This is a genomic window from Hymenobacter sp. BT559 (assembly GCF_017571525.1).
Taxonomy (GTDB): domain Bacteria; phylum Bacteroidota; class Bacteroidia; order Cytophagales; family Hymenobacteraceae; genus Hymenobacter; species Hymenobacter ginsengisoli.
Window position 1 is genome coordinate 61,001 of the sequence record NZ_JAGETY010000019.1, and the last position, 14,476, is coordinate 75,476.

Below are 14,476 nucleotides of genomic sequence, written 5' to 3' on the forward strand. Positions count from 1 at the left end.
TTAGCAAAAAAGATGGGTTAGCCACACTGCTAAGCGCCTGATAAGTTAATACACCACCGTGACAGGGCCACTATAGGACCGGCCATTGCCGAGCGTAATGACGTAGTAATAAGTGCCAACCGGGGCGGGCTGCCCCCCAATAGTACCATTCCACTCGGTGCTACGGCTGTAGTTGGCGGCGTCAAAAATCTTGCTGCCCCAGCGGTTAAATACCTGCACGTGGTTGCCGGCGTAGGCGCCGATGTTGTCGATTTCCCAGGTATCATCCTGGCCGTCGCCGTTGGGGCTGAAGGCAGTAGGAATGCGTACGCGGGGCGTCACCGTCACCGTCACCGTGCTGCTGGCGGCACACTTGCCGCCGCCGGCCGAGAGGGTGTAGGTAGTCGTGACGGTGGGCGAGGCAATGGGGCGCAGCTGGTCGGCGCCCACAAACGTGAGGCCGAGCATGGGCGTCCACCTTACGGGGTACGTCCCGCTGGCCTTGCCTTCGAGCGTTACCTGCTCGCCATCCATAATGGTCTTGTCGGGGCCGGCATCCACATCTGCTATTGGGTAGAGGCTGACGGGTACGCTGCCCGACGTAGCCGTGACCAGGCCGCACGCCGTGGTAGCGCGCAGCAGCAGCGTCACAGTCTGGCCGTCTTTGAGGGTGGTGCTGGTAAACACCGGGCTCGTAGCCCCGGGCACATCCTTGCCATCTACCTGCCACTGGTACTGGGGGCTAGCGCTGGGGTTGGTGGCCTTGTCGAGGCTGAAGGTGATGGGCTCACCGGGGCACACGGGCAGGGCGGTTTGCAGCATCATGGTCACGGCGGGCAGGTCTACCGGCGTCAGGTGCACCGTCACGGTGGCCGTGGCCGGCCCTGTAGCGCAAAAGCCTACGGTGGGCGTCAGCTCTACCTGCACCTGGTCGCCATCGCGCAGCGTCGTGCTGGTGTAGGTGGCGCTGGTAGCCACCACTACGTTGTTGACCAGCCACCGGTACGTGGGCGTGGCGCCGGCGTTGCTAGGGGTGGGTGTGAAGGTGAAGGCCGTGCCGGCGCACTGCATCGGCGGCGTAGCCAGCGCCACGCCCGATACGAGGGGCGTTTGCAGCTGCACGGCCACCACGTTGGAATACGCGCTGCCGCATGTGGCGGCTATAGCTTGCCGACGGTAATAAGTCACGGCTGTGAGCGGGCCGGGGGCGTAACCCGCCCCGGTGGCCCCCGAAACGGCCGTCCAGGTCGAGTTATCCGGCGAAGATTCCCACTGGTAGGTGTAGGGGCCGGTGCCCCCGCTAGCCCCGGCCGGGCTCGTAAACGGTGTCGGTGCGGTGCCTGGGCACACCGTCTGGGCCCCACTAATGGTGCCTGGCGTGAGGACGGGGTTCACCGTTACGACCACCGTGCCGGTGTTGGTGCACCCAGTAGCCGGGTTGGTCACGGTAAGGGTGTAGGTCTGAGTAGTGGCGGCGGCCGTAGTATTAGTGAGCGTCACCGTCGGGTTCGCCACGGTGGTGCTGCTGAGGCCCGTGCCAGGGCTCCAGCTATAGGTGTAGCCCGCTACCGGCACCGCCCCTAGCGGCGTGGGGCTGCCCGAGCAGGCCGCTACGGCTGCGCCGGGGGTGGCCACGGGCAAGGGGTTGACGGTGACCACGACCGTGGCGGTGCCCGTGCAGCCGGCCGCGTTCGTGGCGGTGAGGGTATAAGTCTGAGTAGTAGCGGCGGCCGTAGCGTTGGTGAGCGTCACGGTAGGGTTCGCTACGGTGGTGCTGCTGAGGCCGGTGCCAGGGCTCCAGCTATAGGTGTAGCCCGCCACGGCCGCCACGCCCAGTTGGGTCGAGCCGCTCGAGCAAATGGTAGCCGCCGGGCCCGCACTTACTACCAGTGGCGGGCTCACCGTTACGACCACCGTGCCGGTGTTGGTGCACCCAGTAGCCGCGTTCGTGGCGGTGAGGGTATAGGTCTGAGTAGTAGCGGTGGCCGTAGTATTGGTGAGCGTCACGGTCGGGTTCGCTACGGTGGTGCTGCTGAGGCCGGTGCCAGGGCTCCAGCTGTAGGTGTAGCCCGCTACCGGCACCGCCCCTAGCTGCCCCGAGCCCCCCGCACAAATCGTAGTAGCGGCCCCGGCTTGTGCCACCGGCAGCGGGTTTATGGTAATCGTAACCGTATTGGTAGCCTGACAGCCACTGGCGTTGGTTTCGGTAAGCGTATAAGTGGTTGTGGCAGGGCTGGCACCCGAGTTAGTCAGCTTAAGGGTGGGGTTGGCTACGGTAGTGCTGCTGAGGCCCGTACCAGGGCTCCAGCTATAGGTAGAGCCTGCCACGGCGGGTGCTCCCAGCGCCACGGGCACGCCCGAGCAGGTGCTTTGCGTGGCGGGGCCCACGTTGGCCGCCGGCGCGGGCAGCACGGTCACGGTTACCTGGCCGGTAGCGCCGCAGCTAGTAGGAGCCGCTGCCCCGGTGATGGTATAGGTAGTAGTAGCCGTCGGGCTTAGGGTAAGGGGGCTGGCCCCGGTAATAATGCTAGCCCCCCCGCTCACGGTATAGGGCGCTGTGCCGCCCGTCACGGTCAGCGTAGTGCTGCTGCCCTGGCAAATAGTTAGATTGCCCGTAATCGTCAGGGTCGCAGTTTGGGAGATGGTAACGGCCTGCACCACCGAATCGGTGAGGCAGCCGTAGTTGCTGAGGCCCCTGGCCACGACGGTGCCAGTGCCCGCCCCCCGCCACTGCACCTGCACCGGGTTGGCGGTGGGGCTGCCCACGATGGTGCCACCCACCACGCGCCAGCTCACCTTGGGCGCGGTGCCGCCGCTGGCCGAGTAGCTGCGGGTGGCATTAAGCCCACACACCAGCTGGTCGCCGCTGATGGTGGTCGGGCCCGTGGGTTTCGTGACGGTAATGTGCAGCACGTCGGCAATGGTTTTGCCAGCACAGCCGTTGTCCTTCACTGTAATAGCGACGTCGTAGGGCGTGGCGCGGGCGTCAGCACAACTGGGAGTATACACAAAAGTGCCTGCTACGGTGCCATTGGTGCCCGAGACTACCGACGTGCCCGTGGGGTTGCCCACCGGCCGGGTGCCGGGGTCGCCGTTCAGGGTGGCATCGTAGTTGCCCGGGCCGTCGAGCAGCACGCTGTTTAGCGTCATGTCGAGCGGGTGCGCATCGGCCTGGGTGGCCGTGATGGGAATAGTAAGCGTGGTGCCCGCCTCAATGGTGTAGTCGCGCGGCAGCACTGTGGCCGGCGGCAGCACCGGAATCTTAGTAGTGGGGCAGTTGGCTACCACCAGCTGCAAGTCGCGCCGCGTCACCCCAATGAGTACTTCCTGGCCCGCAATAGTGCGGTATTCCTTCACATCAACCGCCACCACGTACTTGCGCCCCGCCGTAGAGGCGCCGTACTTGGCTAGGCCCGTCGACGCACTGAGCAGGGCAAAATTGCCGGCGGCCGTACCAAATGGCGTAGTAGGCGCGTAGCCAGCGCCCGCGCTGTACGTAGCCAGGGGCGGGGGCGGCGTAAAATAGGTAGTGGGCAGGGCCGTGCCGGCAGTGGCATAGGGCTGCCCAAACGAATACACCAGGCGGTCGCCGTCGGCATCTACGGCGTTGTTGAGCAAGTAGGTAGTGTCGTTGGCGCAGATGATGGCTACGGCAATGTCTGAGAATACCGGCGAGTGGTTGGGTATCCGCGGCGGGCTCAATGCCACGTACAGCGTCATCGATTGCGCGCTGGGGTTGTACAGGTTGGTGATGTCGACGTTGCGGCTGCCATCTGTAAACAGGGCGTAGTAGCCCTCGCTTGCCGCCGGTAGGTTGACCACGCCCACAAACTTTTGCAGAATATAGGGCTGCGACACCCCCGTGATGGTGCAGCCTGGCGGCACCGCCGGCGAAATGCAGCTGCTAATCGACGTTTGCTTAATACTCATCATCCCCGTCTGCCCCGAAATGGTTACGGTAGTAGGGTAGTTGACAGAAGTCAGCACGATGCGCGTCCCGGTGGCCTGGTCATAAATCCCCACGCTGGCCGATGCCCTGGGCGCAGTAATGCCCGTGCTGCCGCAGTTGTTGTACACCGTCACCGTTATCTCGTAGCGGTAGGGGGCCGCGGCCGGGCCGTTGCTGTCGATGTAGCGGTAGGTCATTTCGCCGCCTAGCAGGTGAGTGGCCTGCGCCGGGCCGCCCGCCAGCAGCAAAAAAACAAGGCCTAGCAGCCTTGCTACCCAAGAAAGTAAGCCTCTAATCATAGAAAACCCGAAAGTGGGGAGTAGCAGAGAAAGGGTATTTGAGGCCGGCTGCCTGTAGCTGGAGCTGCGGCGGCCAGCCAAGCGGCAACCTAGGTAAACAGCGAGCAAGTGAAGGCAAAAGCGCAGGTCGTGGTCGAGGCCCCGCCCCAGCTAGGCACCTGCGAATGGCTTCCTTAAAAGCGGGCGCCACCTTGCTGCGAATGAGCCCCACCCCACTGGCCTCCGCCAGCCAGAAAAGTAGCAGGCGGCCAACTAGCTGGAGTAAGGTAAGCATGTAGAAGCCAGTAAATGCAGCGTGGTAATAAGTGTTGCTCAAGCAGTTTCCCGGCAATGAGACTTACAGTAGCAAAAGACCTACTAAATCGCGAGCAATAAAAGGCTTTCAATAAAAATTGTTAAGTATTTTATCTGGGTTATGCGGCACGCGGTGCAATAAGTACCATGAGCACCGAGCGGCCGGCTGCTTGGTGGGCTAGCCAGCGCAAGGCTGCGCCTGCCGCCGACCCCTACCCGGCGTAGCGTTGCCGGTGTCTTAAAAATATGGGTTTTATGCTTGGAGCCATAAGTGTATAACAGTGAGCATGTGAATACTGTGAAAGCGCCGTGTTTACTGAGGCGCCAGCAGTAAATGTGCTGCTAATCAAGTAACAATTAGGCTAGGGCAGCACGTAGAAGGGCAAGCTATTTAGCTTCCTTTTCCCACCATTCTTTTGAATATCATGAAAGCCACCTCCCTCTTCGCCGCCGTAGCCTTTGCTTTGGCCACCACTACCGCTTTTGCCCAAACTACCCCCGGCACCGGCACTACTTCAGGCACTACCACCTCAGGCTCTACCACCTCGGGTACCATGAACAATGGCACTATGAGCAATGGTAGCATGAATAATGGTAGCATGAGCGGCACCACCAGCGGCAACGGTACCATGCGCAGCGGCAGCACGCGCAGCGACCGGGCCACGATGCGCGCCAACCGCCGCATGAGCAAAGGCACCAAAATGAAGTCGAAATCGACGATGTAGTAGCCGAGAGGCTGCGTTTAGCGTAAAGCAGAAAAGCTGGTTGGCCCACGGGGCTAGCCAGCTTTTTTTCAGCCTCTTACTTTAACGCCACACCGCCATGAAACGCTTCTACCTGCTGCTAGCCAGCGTGTGCGCCGTAGCCACGGCACATGCCCAAACCGTGCCCTTCGATGCTACGGCGCCCATGCGCGGCGGCTCGCAAAACCAAACGGCCGTGCCCCCGGTAAACCCCGCCCTAAACCAGAGTACTATTCAGGGGCCGCCGCAGGTGCAGCGCACCTCTACCAGCTACGATGCGCAGCCCAGCCGCTTGCCTTTGGGTACTGGTCCGGTGGCGGGTACTCCCGAGCAATCGCCGACATCTGTGCCCGATGTGCGCGAGCAAGGCGTTATTCCGCAGCAGCGCCGCCGGCAGTCGAGCGATATTGTGCCCAGCCGCAGCTCAAGCTCTAGCAATGTGTTGCAGCGGCGCGACCCGCACCCGGTTACTAACTCTACCCAGCCCTAGCCCTCAGCTAGTTGGGTGGAGGCGAAGCTATCCTTTTGCCACCCAGCCCCACAAAAAAAGGTAGCTGCCCGGTTGGCAGCTACCTTTTTTTGTGGGGCTGGGTGGCCTAGCTGGCCGCATGGGCCAGCAGCTCGTGGCCGTGGCGGCGCAGGGTGTCGGCCAGCTTGAGCAGGTCGGCCTTGAGGTCGGCGGGGGCGTGGTGACTGGTCTGGCTGGTTTGGTCGCCGAGCATGAGGAGCGAGTTGCCGATGGCCGTGGCGCTGAGGCTGCCGCTGCTGAGCAGCGATTGCAGGTTGCCCATTTCGCGGGCAATGTCTTGCAGCTCGGGCAGGCCGCTTTGCAAAAATTGCTGCTGCCAGGTTTCGGTGTTGTCCATTGCCGAGCCGAGCGGTAAGCTGGTCAGGCCGTTTTGCAGCCCCGAAAGGGTTGCGTGCAGGAGGTCATTCATGAAAAGGAATTAGAAGTAAGAAAGTGATATGTAAGTAAAGGGAAGCAGGAGCTAGCTGGCGGCTTCTTTGCCTTTGGCGGGTTGCCGCTTGGCTGGCTTTTTGGGTGGGGCCAGCCGCGGGGCAAACTCGGGCGGCACGTAGCCGGCCGGCGCCGGCGGCACCAGGCCCGCCTGGCGCAGGAGCTGAATGCCGCGCACGGCGCTAGCCTCCTTATCCTTGATTTCGAGCATCATATCTACATCCAGGCCGTCGAGGTCGGTCAGAAAACGCTGGAACAGCTCGGGCACCAGCGTGTCGGTGTGCTTGCCGCGGCGCTCGCCGGGCGCCTGCGAGCTGTAGTCCATCATCAGCACGCCGTCGCGGGTGGGTTGCCAGGTGGCCGCGGCCAGGCGCAGGGCTAGCCGCATGGGCTCGCCGTGGTTGAGGCACTCGTGGTGAAAATTGTCGAACAGGATGGGCACGCCCGTTTCGTCGTGCAGGCTCAGGCACTCGCGCAGGCTGTAGAGGCGGTCGTCGTTTTCGACCACCAGCCGGGCTTTTACCGCCTCTGGCAGCAGCGTATGAAACGTATCGACCCAGCGGGCCAGCGCCGTGCCCTTATCGCCATAGGCGCCGCCGGCGTGTATCTGCAGCTTGGCCGTCGAGTCGAGCTCCATCAGGTCGAGCATCGAGCCCTGGTACACCAGCTCGGCCACGCTGCGCTGCACAATGGCCGGGTCGGGCGAATTGAGCACCACAAACTGGTCGGGGTGAAAGGAAATGCGCATGTCGTGCTGCCGCACGTAGTCGCCAATGGCCCGAAACTCGCTTTTAAAGTGCTGTTGCCACGGAAAGGTGTTGATTTCGTGCGAGCCAAACGGCACAATGCCCGAGCCCATGCGAAAAAACAGCAGCCCGTGGGCCACGTTCCACTCCAGTATCTGCTGCAGGCAGGCCAGGTTGGCGGCCACGGTGGTTACTAGCCGCTCGGCCGAATACGAGGCTAGCCGGAAGGTGCCGGCCGCGCTGCACGGCAGCGTCTCATTCACGCAGGGATATCCAATCTTCATCTTCTGAGCTTACGCCAGAAGGGGGCCGTGCGTTTTACTTATCAGCGAGCGGGGAGTAGTGAGCAGAAAGCTGCTTACTGTTCACTGCTCATACCCTCGGTTGTCGCGGAAGGCTTTATTATACTCGGCCCGCTTCTTGGCAGCGGCTTCGGCCGCGTCGCGGGCTTTGAGTTGCTCCACCTTGCGGCGCTCCTTGCCCTGGCGCGAAAACTGGTCGTAGAGCCAGTCCACGTTCGAACCGCTGATGGTGGGCGGCTCGGGCCGGGGCGCCGTCGAGTCGACGGCAAACAGCGGCTTGGGCTTAGGGGCTTTCTTGGGCACTTTCACCACGGGGGGCGCGGGGCGCTTGATATTGCGCAGCGCCCGGTTGATGATGGCGCGGTCGGGGCGGTCGGCCGTCACGTGCACCTCGCCCAGCTGAATAGAGTCGCGCACCATTTTGACTTGCACCACCAGCTGCGAAAGCGTGGTGCCTCCCAGCACCAGCCGGTGCGGCTTATAGCCCACGGCCCGGAAAAGCACCGTATCGGTAGCCAGCGCCACAATGAGAAACTCACCCTCGGCATCGGCGGCCACGCCCCGGCGGGTGCGCTGAATCTGCACCGTGGCGCCGGGTATCGGCTGCTTGTTTTCGGCTGCCGATACCCGGCCGCTCACGCGCACGGTGGGCGGGGGGCTGCCAGCCTGGGCGTGCGCCTTGGTAGCCGCTAGGGCGCCAAAAAGCAGGAGGCTGAAAGCCAGCAGTCTGTGCCTGGAAAGAAAAGGGGCGACCAGCAAAAACACGAATCTTTTAACGCAACTGTCCTACAAAGCTGCCACTAAAAGAACCAAAAAAAACCCGCGCCGTTGCAGACGCGGGTTTTTTGCAGATTAATAGGCTGCTTTCGCCGCCCGGAGGCTTACATTTTGGCTTTGTTGCCGTCGGCGTCTTTCACTTTTACCTTGCCGTTGTCTTTCACTTTCACTTTTGAGCCATCGGTCATTTTCGATTTGCCTTTGGCTACGCTAGCCCCACCGCTCATCGAGTTGTCGTCGGTAGTGCTGGTGGTGGTCGTGGTTTCGGTGGTCGTGCTGCTCATCGCTGACGACGAGTTGCTGCTATCCGAGGGCATGGTGGAGCTCGACGAAGCGGCCGTTTGGTCGGTAGTGTCAAGGTTGTTGGCCTCGTCGTAGTCCGAGCGCGACGACTGATAGGCTTGGTACTGAGCCGGTACGACCAGAATAGTCTGGAACTCGCGGTCGGTATCGGCATAGTACTGGCGGCGGGCGGCACCAAAGCCGGTGGTATCGGCCTTGTACTTGGCCATCAGCGCGTCGTAGCGCTTCGAGCGGTCGTAGTAAGCCTGCCGCAGCTTTTCGCGCGTGGCGGCATCACTGATTTTCATTTTCGTGGCAAAGCGGTCGGCCATGCGGTTGCCACGGGCGTGGTAGGCGTCATCAGTCATCGGGCCGGTCGAGGCCGTGCTGGTTGTCGTGGTCGAGGTGGCCGTCGAGTCCGACGGTGTGCCGGTGGTCGTGGTGGTCGAAGTAGAGTTCGAAGAGCACGAACCTAGCGAGAAGGCTGCGGCGCTGGCCAGCAGCAACAAGGCATTTTTCATAAGGAGAGGGGATAGGTAAAAAGAGCGGGCGTTTTGGTTCCGCGCTTTAACGCAACAGCCCAACGACGGGTTGCTGCTAGCCCCCTGGCCCTCAGCCCGGCAGCAGGCTAGGCCCGGCGCAGCTCCAGCACCGTTATCTCGGGCAGGAAGCCCGCCCGCATGGGCACGCCCAGGTAGCCCAGACCTACGTTCACATACAGCTTCTGGCGGCCCTGCTCATACAGCCCCGCCCACTGCGGGTACGAATACTGCACCGGGCTCCACTTGAAAAAAGGCAGGTTGATGCCAAACTGCATGCCGTGGGTGTGGCCGCTGAGCGTCAGGTCAATGTCTTTGTAGTCGAGCACCTGCGCCTCCCAGTGCGAGGGGTCGTGCGAGAGCAGAAGCTTAAACGGCGCGTTGCCGCTGGCCGCGTGGGCCTGGGCCAGCTTGCCGTGTTTCGGAAACTGCGGGTGCGCGCTCCAGTTTTGCACCCCTAGCACGGCCAGCTCATCCTGGCCGCGCCGGATGGTGTGGCTCTCATCGAGCAGCAGCTTCCAGCCAATTTTAGCGTGGTTGCGGGCTAGTCGTTGCAGGTTTTCGCGCTTAGCGTCTAAGCTGGGCCACTGCACGTAGTCGCCATAGTCGTGGTTGCCGAGGATAGAGAAAATCGGCAGTTCCGACGTGATGCCTGCCAGGGCCGCAATGTGCGGCTCGACCTCAGTGGCGATGTTGTTCACCAAGTCACCAGTCATCACGACGAGGTCAGCTTTCTGGGCATTTATCAGGGCCACGGCCCGCTCCATCGGCTCGGGGTTGCCGTTGAAGGAACCCGTGTGCAGGTCGGAGATTTGCAGGATCTTGAAGCCCTCGAACGAGGCCGGCAGGTTGGGGTAGCGCAGCACCACGCGGCGCACGGTGTAGTCAGTTTTGCCGCGCACCATGCCCCAGAGCATGGCTAGCAGCGGTACCAGGCCCAGCCCCAGCGCCAGCCGGCTGATAAACTGGCTGCGCGTGAGGGCCTCGCCGCTGGCCGCCGGCGCCGGGCTGCTGAAGCCCCGCGCCGCCCACCGCCCCAGGCGCACCACGTCTTCCAGCAGCAGCGGCAGAATGACCACCATCTTGGCTGCCAGCAGGGCTAGCGGCAGCACGAATAAGTAACTTTTAAGCTCACTTTCGCCCTTGTGGCGCGTCATGATGGCCCAGATGCCCACCGCCCAAATACCCAGCGTGAGCAGCCAGTAGCCAAGGGTAAAGCCGCGCCGGCCATCGGGCGTGGTGGGGGCGAAAGCAGTGCGCACGGCCACATAGCCATACACTTCGGCCACCAGTATGGCCACTAAAAGACTCCAGAGAATAACAGGATTGCGCATAGTGAAAAGCCAAACGGCCGGCCGGGCATCAAAGTTGGCCCGCCGCTGGCCAGGATGGCTAACGGGCTAGCCTCTGTTTTACTTTATCTTGCGTGGCTATACTACAGCCTACGTATGCTTTCTGATTCGCTTCCTGCCGACGATTTTGACGATGACTTGCCGGCCGCCGCGCCCTACGCCGCCCCCGCCAGCTTTGGCATCAAAAGCTGGGCGGAGGAAGACCGCCCCCGCGAAAAAATGGTGCAGAAGGGCCGCGCCGCCCTCTCCGATGCCGAGCTCATTGCCATCTTGCTCGGCTCGGGCACTACCAAGCTCACGGCCGTTGATGTAGGCATGCTTATGCTGCAAGCCGTTGACAATGATTTGAATGAGCTGGCCCGGCTTAGCATCAAGCAGCTGTGCCGGCACCCTGGCGTGGGGCCCGCCAAGGCCATCACGGTGGTGGCTGCGCTGGAGCTGGGGCGCCGCCGCAAAGAAGCCGGCACCGGCCGGCGCGTCACCATCACGAGCTCACGCGACATTTATCAGCTGGTGCGGCCGGCGCTGCAAGACCTGCCGCACGAGGAATTTTGGGTCATTCTGCTCAATCGCGCCAACGTGGTGATGCGCCAGGAAAAAATTAGCAGCGGCGGCGTGGCTGGCACCGTCGCCGACCCCAAGCTTATTTTCAAGCAGGCGCTCGAAAACCTAGCCAGCAGCCTTATCCTGGTGCACAACCACCCGAGCGGCAACCGCCAGCCCAGCGGCGCCGACATCAGCCTGACCAAGAAGCTCAAAGAGGCTGGCAATTTCCTCGACCTGCCCATTCTCGACCACCTTATTTATACCGACAACGGTTACTTCAGCTTTGCCGACGAAGGCCTACTGTAGCAGTCCGTAGTGCGAACTTTGCAGTTCGCGTTTCACACGATAGTTGTTTAGCAGTCCGGAAACACGAGCTACAAAGTCCACGCTATTCCTATGCGTAAAATTCTGCTGGCCGTTGGGCTACTGGCCATCGTGGGCCTGCTGGCCTACAGTTTCTCCGATACCCAAGCCCCCGCCGCTAGCCCCGAAACCGCTGCCGCCTACGCCGCCCAGGTGCGCCAGGCCCGGCAGCAAAAGGATAACGCTTTTCGCACGGCGGCCACTTCGCCCATTCCGGTGGCGCAGCGGGCGGCCTTCGGCGGGCTGCGCTACTTCAAGCCCGATGCGGCCTACCGCGTGGCGGCGCGCCTCACGCGGGCCGCGGACCTGGCCTCGTTGCCGCTAGCCCTCACCGGCGGCTCGGCCGATGCCTACGTGCGCTGGGGCACTGCCGAGTTTGAGTTGGGCGGCCGGCCCCAAAAACTGACGCTGCTGCAAAAGCAGGGCGAAACCAAGGAGTTGTTTGTGCCTTTCACCGACCCCACTAATGGCGAGCAGACCTACGGCGGTGGCCGTTACCTCGACCTGCCGGTGCCCGCCGCTGAGGCCACTGAAATCGTACTCGATTTCAACGCAGCCTACAGCCCATTTTGCGCCTACAACCACGCGTATAGCTGTCCCCGCCCGCCCACCGATAATCGCCTTACGGTGCCCGTGCTGGCCGGCGAGCAGCTTGCCCCGCAATAAGCCGGTAGCAGGGGCTAGCGGGGAAATGTAGAGCAGTGCGGCCCAAATAACCTAACTACTTGTAAACAGCCGGTAACTTTGCAGCCAGCGGCTGGCCCATCCAGCGCCGCCGCTTTTTTGCATGACTATTTCTTTCGACTGGCTCAAAACGCTCTTCCCCACCACACTACCCGCCGACCAGGTGGCTGCCTTACTCACCGGCTCCGGCCTCGAAGTAGAAAGCCTGGAAGACTTGGAGAGCATTCCGGGCGGCCTGCGCGGCGTGGTGCTGGGCACCGTGCTCACCTGCGAGCGCCACCCCGACGCCGATAAGCTGAGCCTCACCACCGTGGCCGTGGGCGACGAAACCCCGCGCCAGATTGTGTGCGGCGCCCCCAACGTGGCTGCCGGCCAGCGCGTGGTAGTGGCCCTGGAGGGGGCCACGCTGTACCCTAGCCAGGGCGAGCCATTTAAAATCAAGAAGTCGAAAATCCGCGGTGCCGCCTCCGAGGGCATGATTTGCGCCGAGGATGAAATCGGCCTGGGTTCCTCGCACGCCGGCATCATGGTGCTCGACACCGACCTGCCCGATGGCACGCCCGCCGCCGAGTATTTTGGCTTGGGCTCCGACACGATTATCGAAATCGGCCTCACGCCCAACCGCGCCGATGCCGCCTCGCACTATGGCGTGGCCCGCGAGCTGCGCGCCCTGCTAGGCCAGCCCGCGCACCTGCCCGACGTGAGCGCCTTCGCGCCGCCCGCCAGCGGTGAGAACATTAAGGTGACCATTGAGGACGACCAGGCGTGCCCGCGCTACGCCGGACTGCTACTTGATAACGTGCAGGTTGGCCCGTCGCCCGAGTGGCTGCAGCGCCGACTGCGCAGCATCGGGCTCTCGCCCATAAACAACGTGGTAGACGTCACCAACTTCGTGCTGCACGAGCTGGGGCAACCCCTACACGCCTTCGATGCCGACCAGATTGCGGGCGCCGGCATCCGGGTGAAGCGCGCCGAAGCGGGCGAAAAATTCGTGACTCTCGACGGCGTAGAGCGCACCCTGCTGGCCGACGACCTCGTGATTGCCAACGCCCAGGGCACGCCGATGGCCCTAGCGGGCGTGTTCGGGGGCAAAACCTCGGGCGTGAGCGACGTCACCACGCGTGTTTTCCTCGAAAGCGCCTACTTCGCGCCGGCCGTGGTGCGCCGCACCAGCCAGTCGCACGGCCTCAAAACCGATGCTTCGTTCCGCTACGAGCGCGGCACCGACCCCTACATGGTGCCACTGGCCCTGCGCCGGGCGGCGCTGCTGCTGCAAGAGGTGGCTGGCGCCCGCATTGCCGCGCCGGTGGTAGACGAGTTTCCGCACGCCATCCCCAACAACCAAGTGCGCCTGCGCCTCGACCGCGTGGCGCGGCTCATCGGCCAGGAAGTAGGGGAGGAGCGCATCCGTGAAATCTTGGAAGGGCTGGGTATCACCATCGAGGAGGAAACCAAAAACCAAAAACCAGAAACTGAAAACCAAAAACCAGAAACCACTTGGCTCTTAGCCGTGCCGCCCTACAAGGTTGACGTGACCCGCGAGGCCGATGTGATTGAGGAGATTCTGCGCATCTACGGCTTCAATAATGTGGCCCTGCGGCCGCATAATGCTGCTTCGTTCCTGTCGCCCTTCCCCAATCCTGACCCCGAGGTAATCCGCCAGAAGGTGGCTAGCCTGCTCAGCGGCCAGGGCTTTTCGGAAATCATTACCAACTCACTTACCAACTCGCAGTACTTCGAGAAAGCCGATGCGCCGGTCGAGTCGCTGGTACGGGTGCTCAACTACAACAGCCAGGACCTGAACGTGATGCGCCCCGCGCTGCTGCACTCGGGCCTCGAAGTGGTGCGCCACAACCTCAACCGCCGCCAGCGCGACCTCAAGCTCTACGAGTTTGGCCGCACCTACCAGCGCACCGCCAGCGGCAAATACCAGGAGAAAACCGTGCTCGGCCTTTGGCTCACCGGTGCCGCCACCGCCGAAACCTGGCAGCACCCTAGCCAGAAAGCTACCTTCCACGATGCGGCTGGGGCGGTGCAGCAGGTGCTGGCGGCGCTGGGCCACGCCCAGCCCGCGCCGCAGCCTACCCAGCATCCGTACCTGGCCGGGGGGCTAGCGCTGCTGGTGCAAAACCAACCGGTAGGCAATGTGGGCGCCGTGTCGCCGCAGGTGCTCAAGCGCCTCGACGTAAGTCAGCCCGTGTGGTACGCCGAGCTGGACTGGGACTGGCTACTCAAGAAATATAAGGCCAGCCTCGTGGCCCGCGAACTGCCCCGGTTCCCGGAAGTGCGCCGCGACTTATCGCTGGTAGTCGATAAAAACGTGACCTTCGAGCAGCTGCGCGCTATTGCCCAGAAAACCGAGAAGAAGCTGCTGCAGGGCCTCAACGTGTTTGATGTGTACGAGGGCGACCGCCTCGAAGCCGGTAAGAAGTCGTACTCGGTCAGCTTCACGCTGCAAGACCCTAGCCAGACGCTCACCGACCAGGCCATCGACCAGGTAATGCAGCGCCTCATTCAGCAGTTTGAGAAGCAGGCGGGCGCGCTAATACGGAAATAAGTATAGAAAACAGGAGTTCGGTGTAATGCCGGGTGCCCGATAGCGAGTAACATTGCAGGCCAGTTGAACTGATAAGGTAATGCCTTATTAATTCGACTGGCCTTCT

At 62.5% G+C, this 14,476-nt stretch carries 11 protein-coding genes; 5 read left to right on the forward strand and 6 right to left on the reverse strand.

The genetic code is table 11. The features are described from left to right. Window positions 1–45: 45 nt before the first annotated feature. Window positions 46–4,227 carry a DUF8696 domain-containing protein gene (locus tag J4D99_RS20075; RefSeq protein WP_208133535.1) on the reverse strand — a complete coding sequence of 1,394 codons (4,182 nt, stop codon included), beginning with the start codon at window positions 4,225–4,227 and terminating at the stop codon, window positions 46–48. Between the two features lie 719 nt (window positions 4,228–4,946). Here J4D99_RS20075 and J4D99_RS20080 point away from each other — a divergent pair. Both J4D99_RS20080 and J4D99_RS20085 read left to right on the forward strand, forming a co-directional pair. After that, complete coding sequence (locus J4D99_RS20080) at window positions 4,947–5,246, forward strand: hypothetical protein (RefSeq protein WP_208133536.1); 300 nt, start codon at window positions 4,947–4,949, stop codon at window positions 5,244–5,246. A 97-nt stretch (window positions 5,247–5,343) separates the two neighbouring features. Next, the gene (locus J4D99_RS20085) at window positions 5,344–5,754 is read left to right on the forward strand and encodes a hypothetical protein (protein WP_208133537.1); all 411 of its coding nucleotides are present in this window, start codon (window positions 5,344–5,346) and stop codon (window positions 5,752–5,754) included. Window positions 5,755–5,860: 106 nt separating this feature from the next. Here J4D99_RS20085 and J4D99_RS20090 read toward each other — a convergent pair whose 3' ends face one another. The 5 genes from J4D99_RS20090 to J4D99_RS20110 form a co-directional block, all read right to left on the reverse strand. Continuing rightward, window positions 5,861–6,202: a hypothetical protein gene (locus J4D99_RS20090; protein WP_208133538.1), complete on the reverse strand. Its 342-nt coding sequence runs from the start codon at window positions 6,200–6,202 to the stop codon at window positions 5,861–5,863. Window positions 6,203–6,253: 51 nt separating this feature from the next. Next, entirely contained in the window at window positions 6,254–7,252 is a 999-nt protein-coding gene (uvsE, locus tag J4D99_RS20095; protein WP_208133539.1) for a UV DNA damage repair endonuclease UvsE, read from the reverse strand. Between the two features lie 81 nt (window positions 7,253–7,333). After that, window positions 7,334–8,029: a carboxypeptidase-like regulatory domain-containing protein gene (locus J4D99_RS20100; RefSeq protein WP_208133540.1), complete on the reverse strand. Its 696-nt coding sequence runs from the start codon at window positions 8,027–8,029 to the stop codon at window positions 7,334–7,336. A 122-nt stretch (window positions 8,030–8,151) separates the two neighbouring features. Further along, window positions 8,152–8,850 (reverse strand): hypothetical protein, encoded by a 699-nt coding sequence (locus J4D99_RS20105; RefSeq protein WP_208133541.1) that lies wholly within the window; start codon window positions 8,848–8,850, stop codon window positions 8,152–8,154. A gap of 107 nt (window positions 8,851–8,957) precedes the next feature. Then, a complete protein-coding gene (locus J4D99_RS20110; RefSeq protein ID WP_208133542.1) occupies window positions 8,958–10,202 on the reverse strand; it encodes a metallophosphoesterase in 1,245 nt (414 codons plus the stop codon). Window positions 10,203–10,316: 114 nt separating this feature from the next. Here J4D99_RS20110 and radC point away from each other — a divergent pair, with 114 nt between their 5' ends. From radC to pheT, 3 genes are all read left to right on the forward strand, one after another. Then, window positions 10,317–11,072, forward strand: a complete 756-nt coding sequence (radC, locus tag J4D99_RS20115; protein WP_208133543.1) for a RadC family protein — start codon at window positions 10,317–10,319, stop codon at window positions 11,070–11,072. Window positions 11,073–11,162: 90 nt separating this feature from the next. Continuing rightward, a complete protein-coding gene (locus tag J4D99_RS20120) occupies window positions 11,163–11,795 on the forward strand; it encodes a DUF1684 domain-containing protein (protein WP_208133544.1) in 633 nt (210 codons plus the stop codon). 121 nt (window positions 11,796–11,916) lie between these two features. Continuing rightward, on the forward strand, window positions 11,917–14,370 hold the full coding sequence (gene pheT / locus J4D99_RS20125; RefSeq protein WP_208133545.1) for a phenylalanine--tRNA ligase subunit beta: 2,454 nt from the start codon (window positions 11,917–11,919) through the stop codon (window positions 14,368–14,370). The last annotated feature ends 106 nt before the right edge of the window (window positions 14,371–14,476 follow it).

What these genes read in the sequence shown, in the direction of transcription:
- J4D99_RS20075 (WP_208133535.1), bottom strand. Translation starts at nt 4,227, where the DNA reads ATGATTAGAGGCTTACTTTCTTGGGTAGCAAGGCTGCTAGGCCTTGTT.
- J4D99_RS20105 (WP_208133541.1), bottom strand. Translation starts at nt 8,850, where the DNA reads ATGAAAAATGCCTTGTTGCTGCTGGCCAGCGCCGCAGCCTTCTCGCTA.
- J4D99_RS20090 (WP_208133538.1), bottom strand. Translation starts at nt 6,202, where the DNA reads ATGAATGACCTCCTGCACGCAACCCTTTCGGGGCTGCAAAACGGCCTG.
- J4D99_RS20080 (WP_208133536.1), top strand. Translation starts at nt 4,947, where the DNA reads ATGAAAGCCACCTCCCTCTTCGCCGCCGTAGCCTTTGCTTTGGCCACC.
- radC (WP_208133543.1), top strand. Translation starts at nt 10,317, where the DNA reads ATGCTTTCTGATTCGCTTCCTGCCGACGATTTTGACGATGACTTGCCG.
- uvsE (WP_208133539.1), bottom strand. Translation starts at nt 7,252, where the DNA reads ATGAAGATTGGATATCCCTGCGTGAATGAGACGCTGCCGTGCAGCGCG.
- J4D99_RS20085 (WP_208133537.1), top strand. Translation starts at nt 5,344, where the DNA reads ATGAAACGCTTCTACCTGCTGCTAGCCAGCGTGTGCGCCGTAGCCACG.
- J4D99_RS20120 (WP_208133544.1), top strand. Translation starts at nt 11,163, where the DNA reads ATGCGTAAAATTCTGCTGGCCGTTGGGCTACTGGCCATCGTGGGCCTG.
- pheT (WP_208133545.1), top strand. Translation starts at nt 11,917, where the DNA reads ATGACTATTTCTTTCGACTGGCTCAAAACGCTCTTCCCCACCACACTA.
- J4D99_RS20110 (WP_208133542.1), bottom strand. Translation starts at nt 10,202, where the DNA reads ATGCGCAATCCTGTTATTCTCTGGAGTCTTTTAGTGGCCATACTGGTG.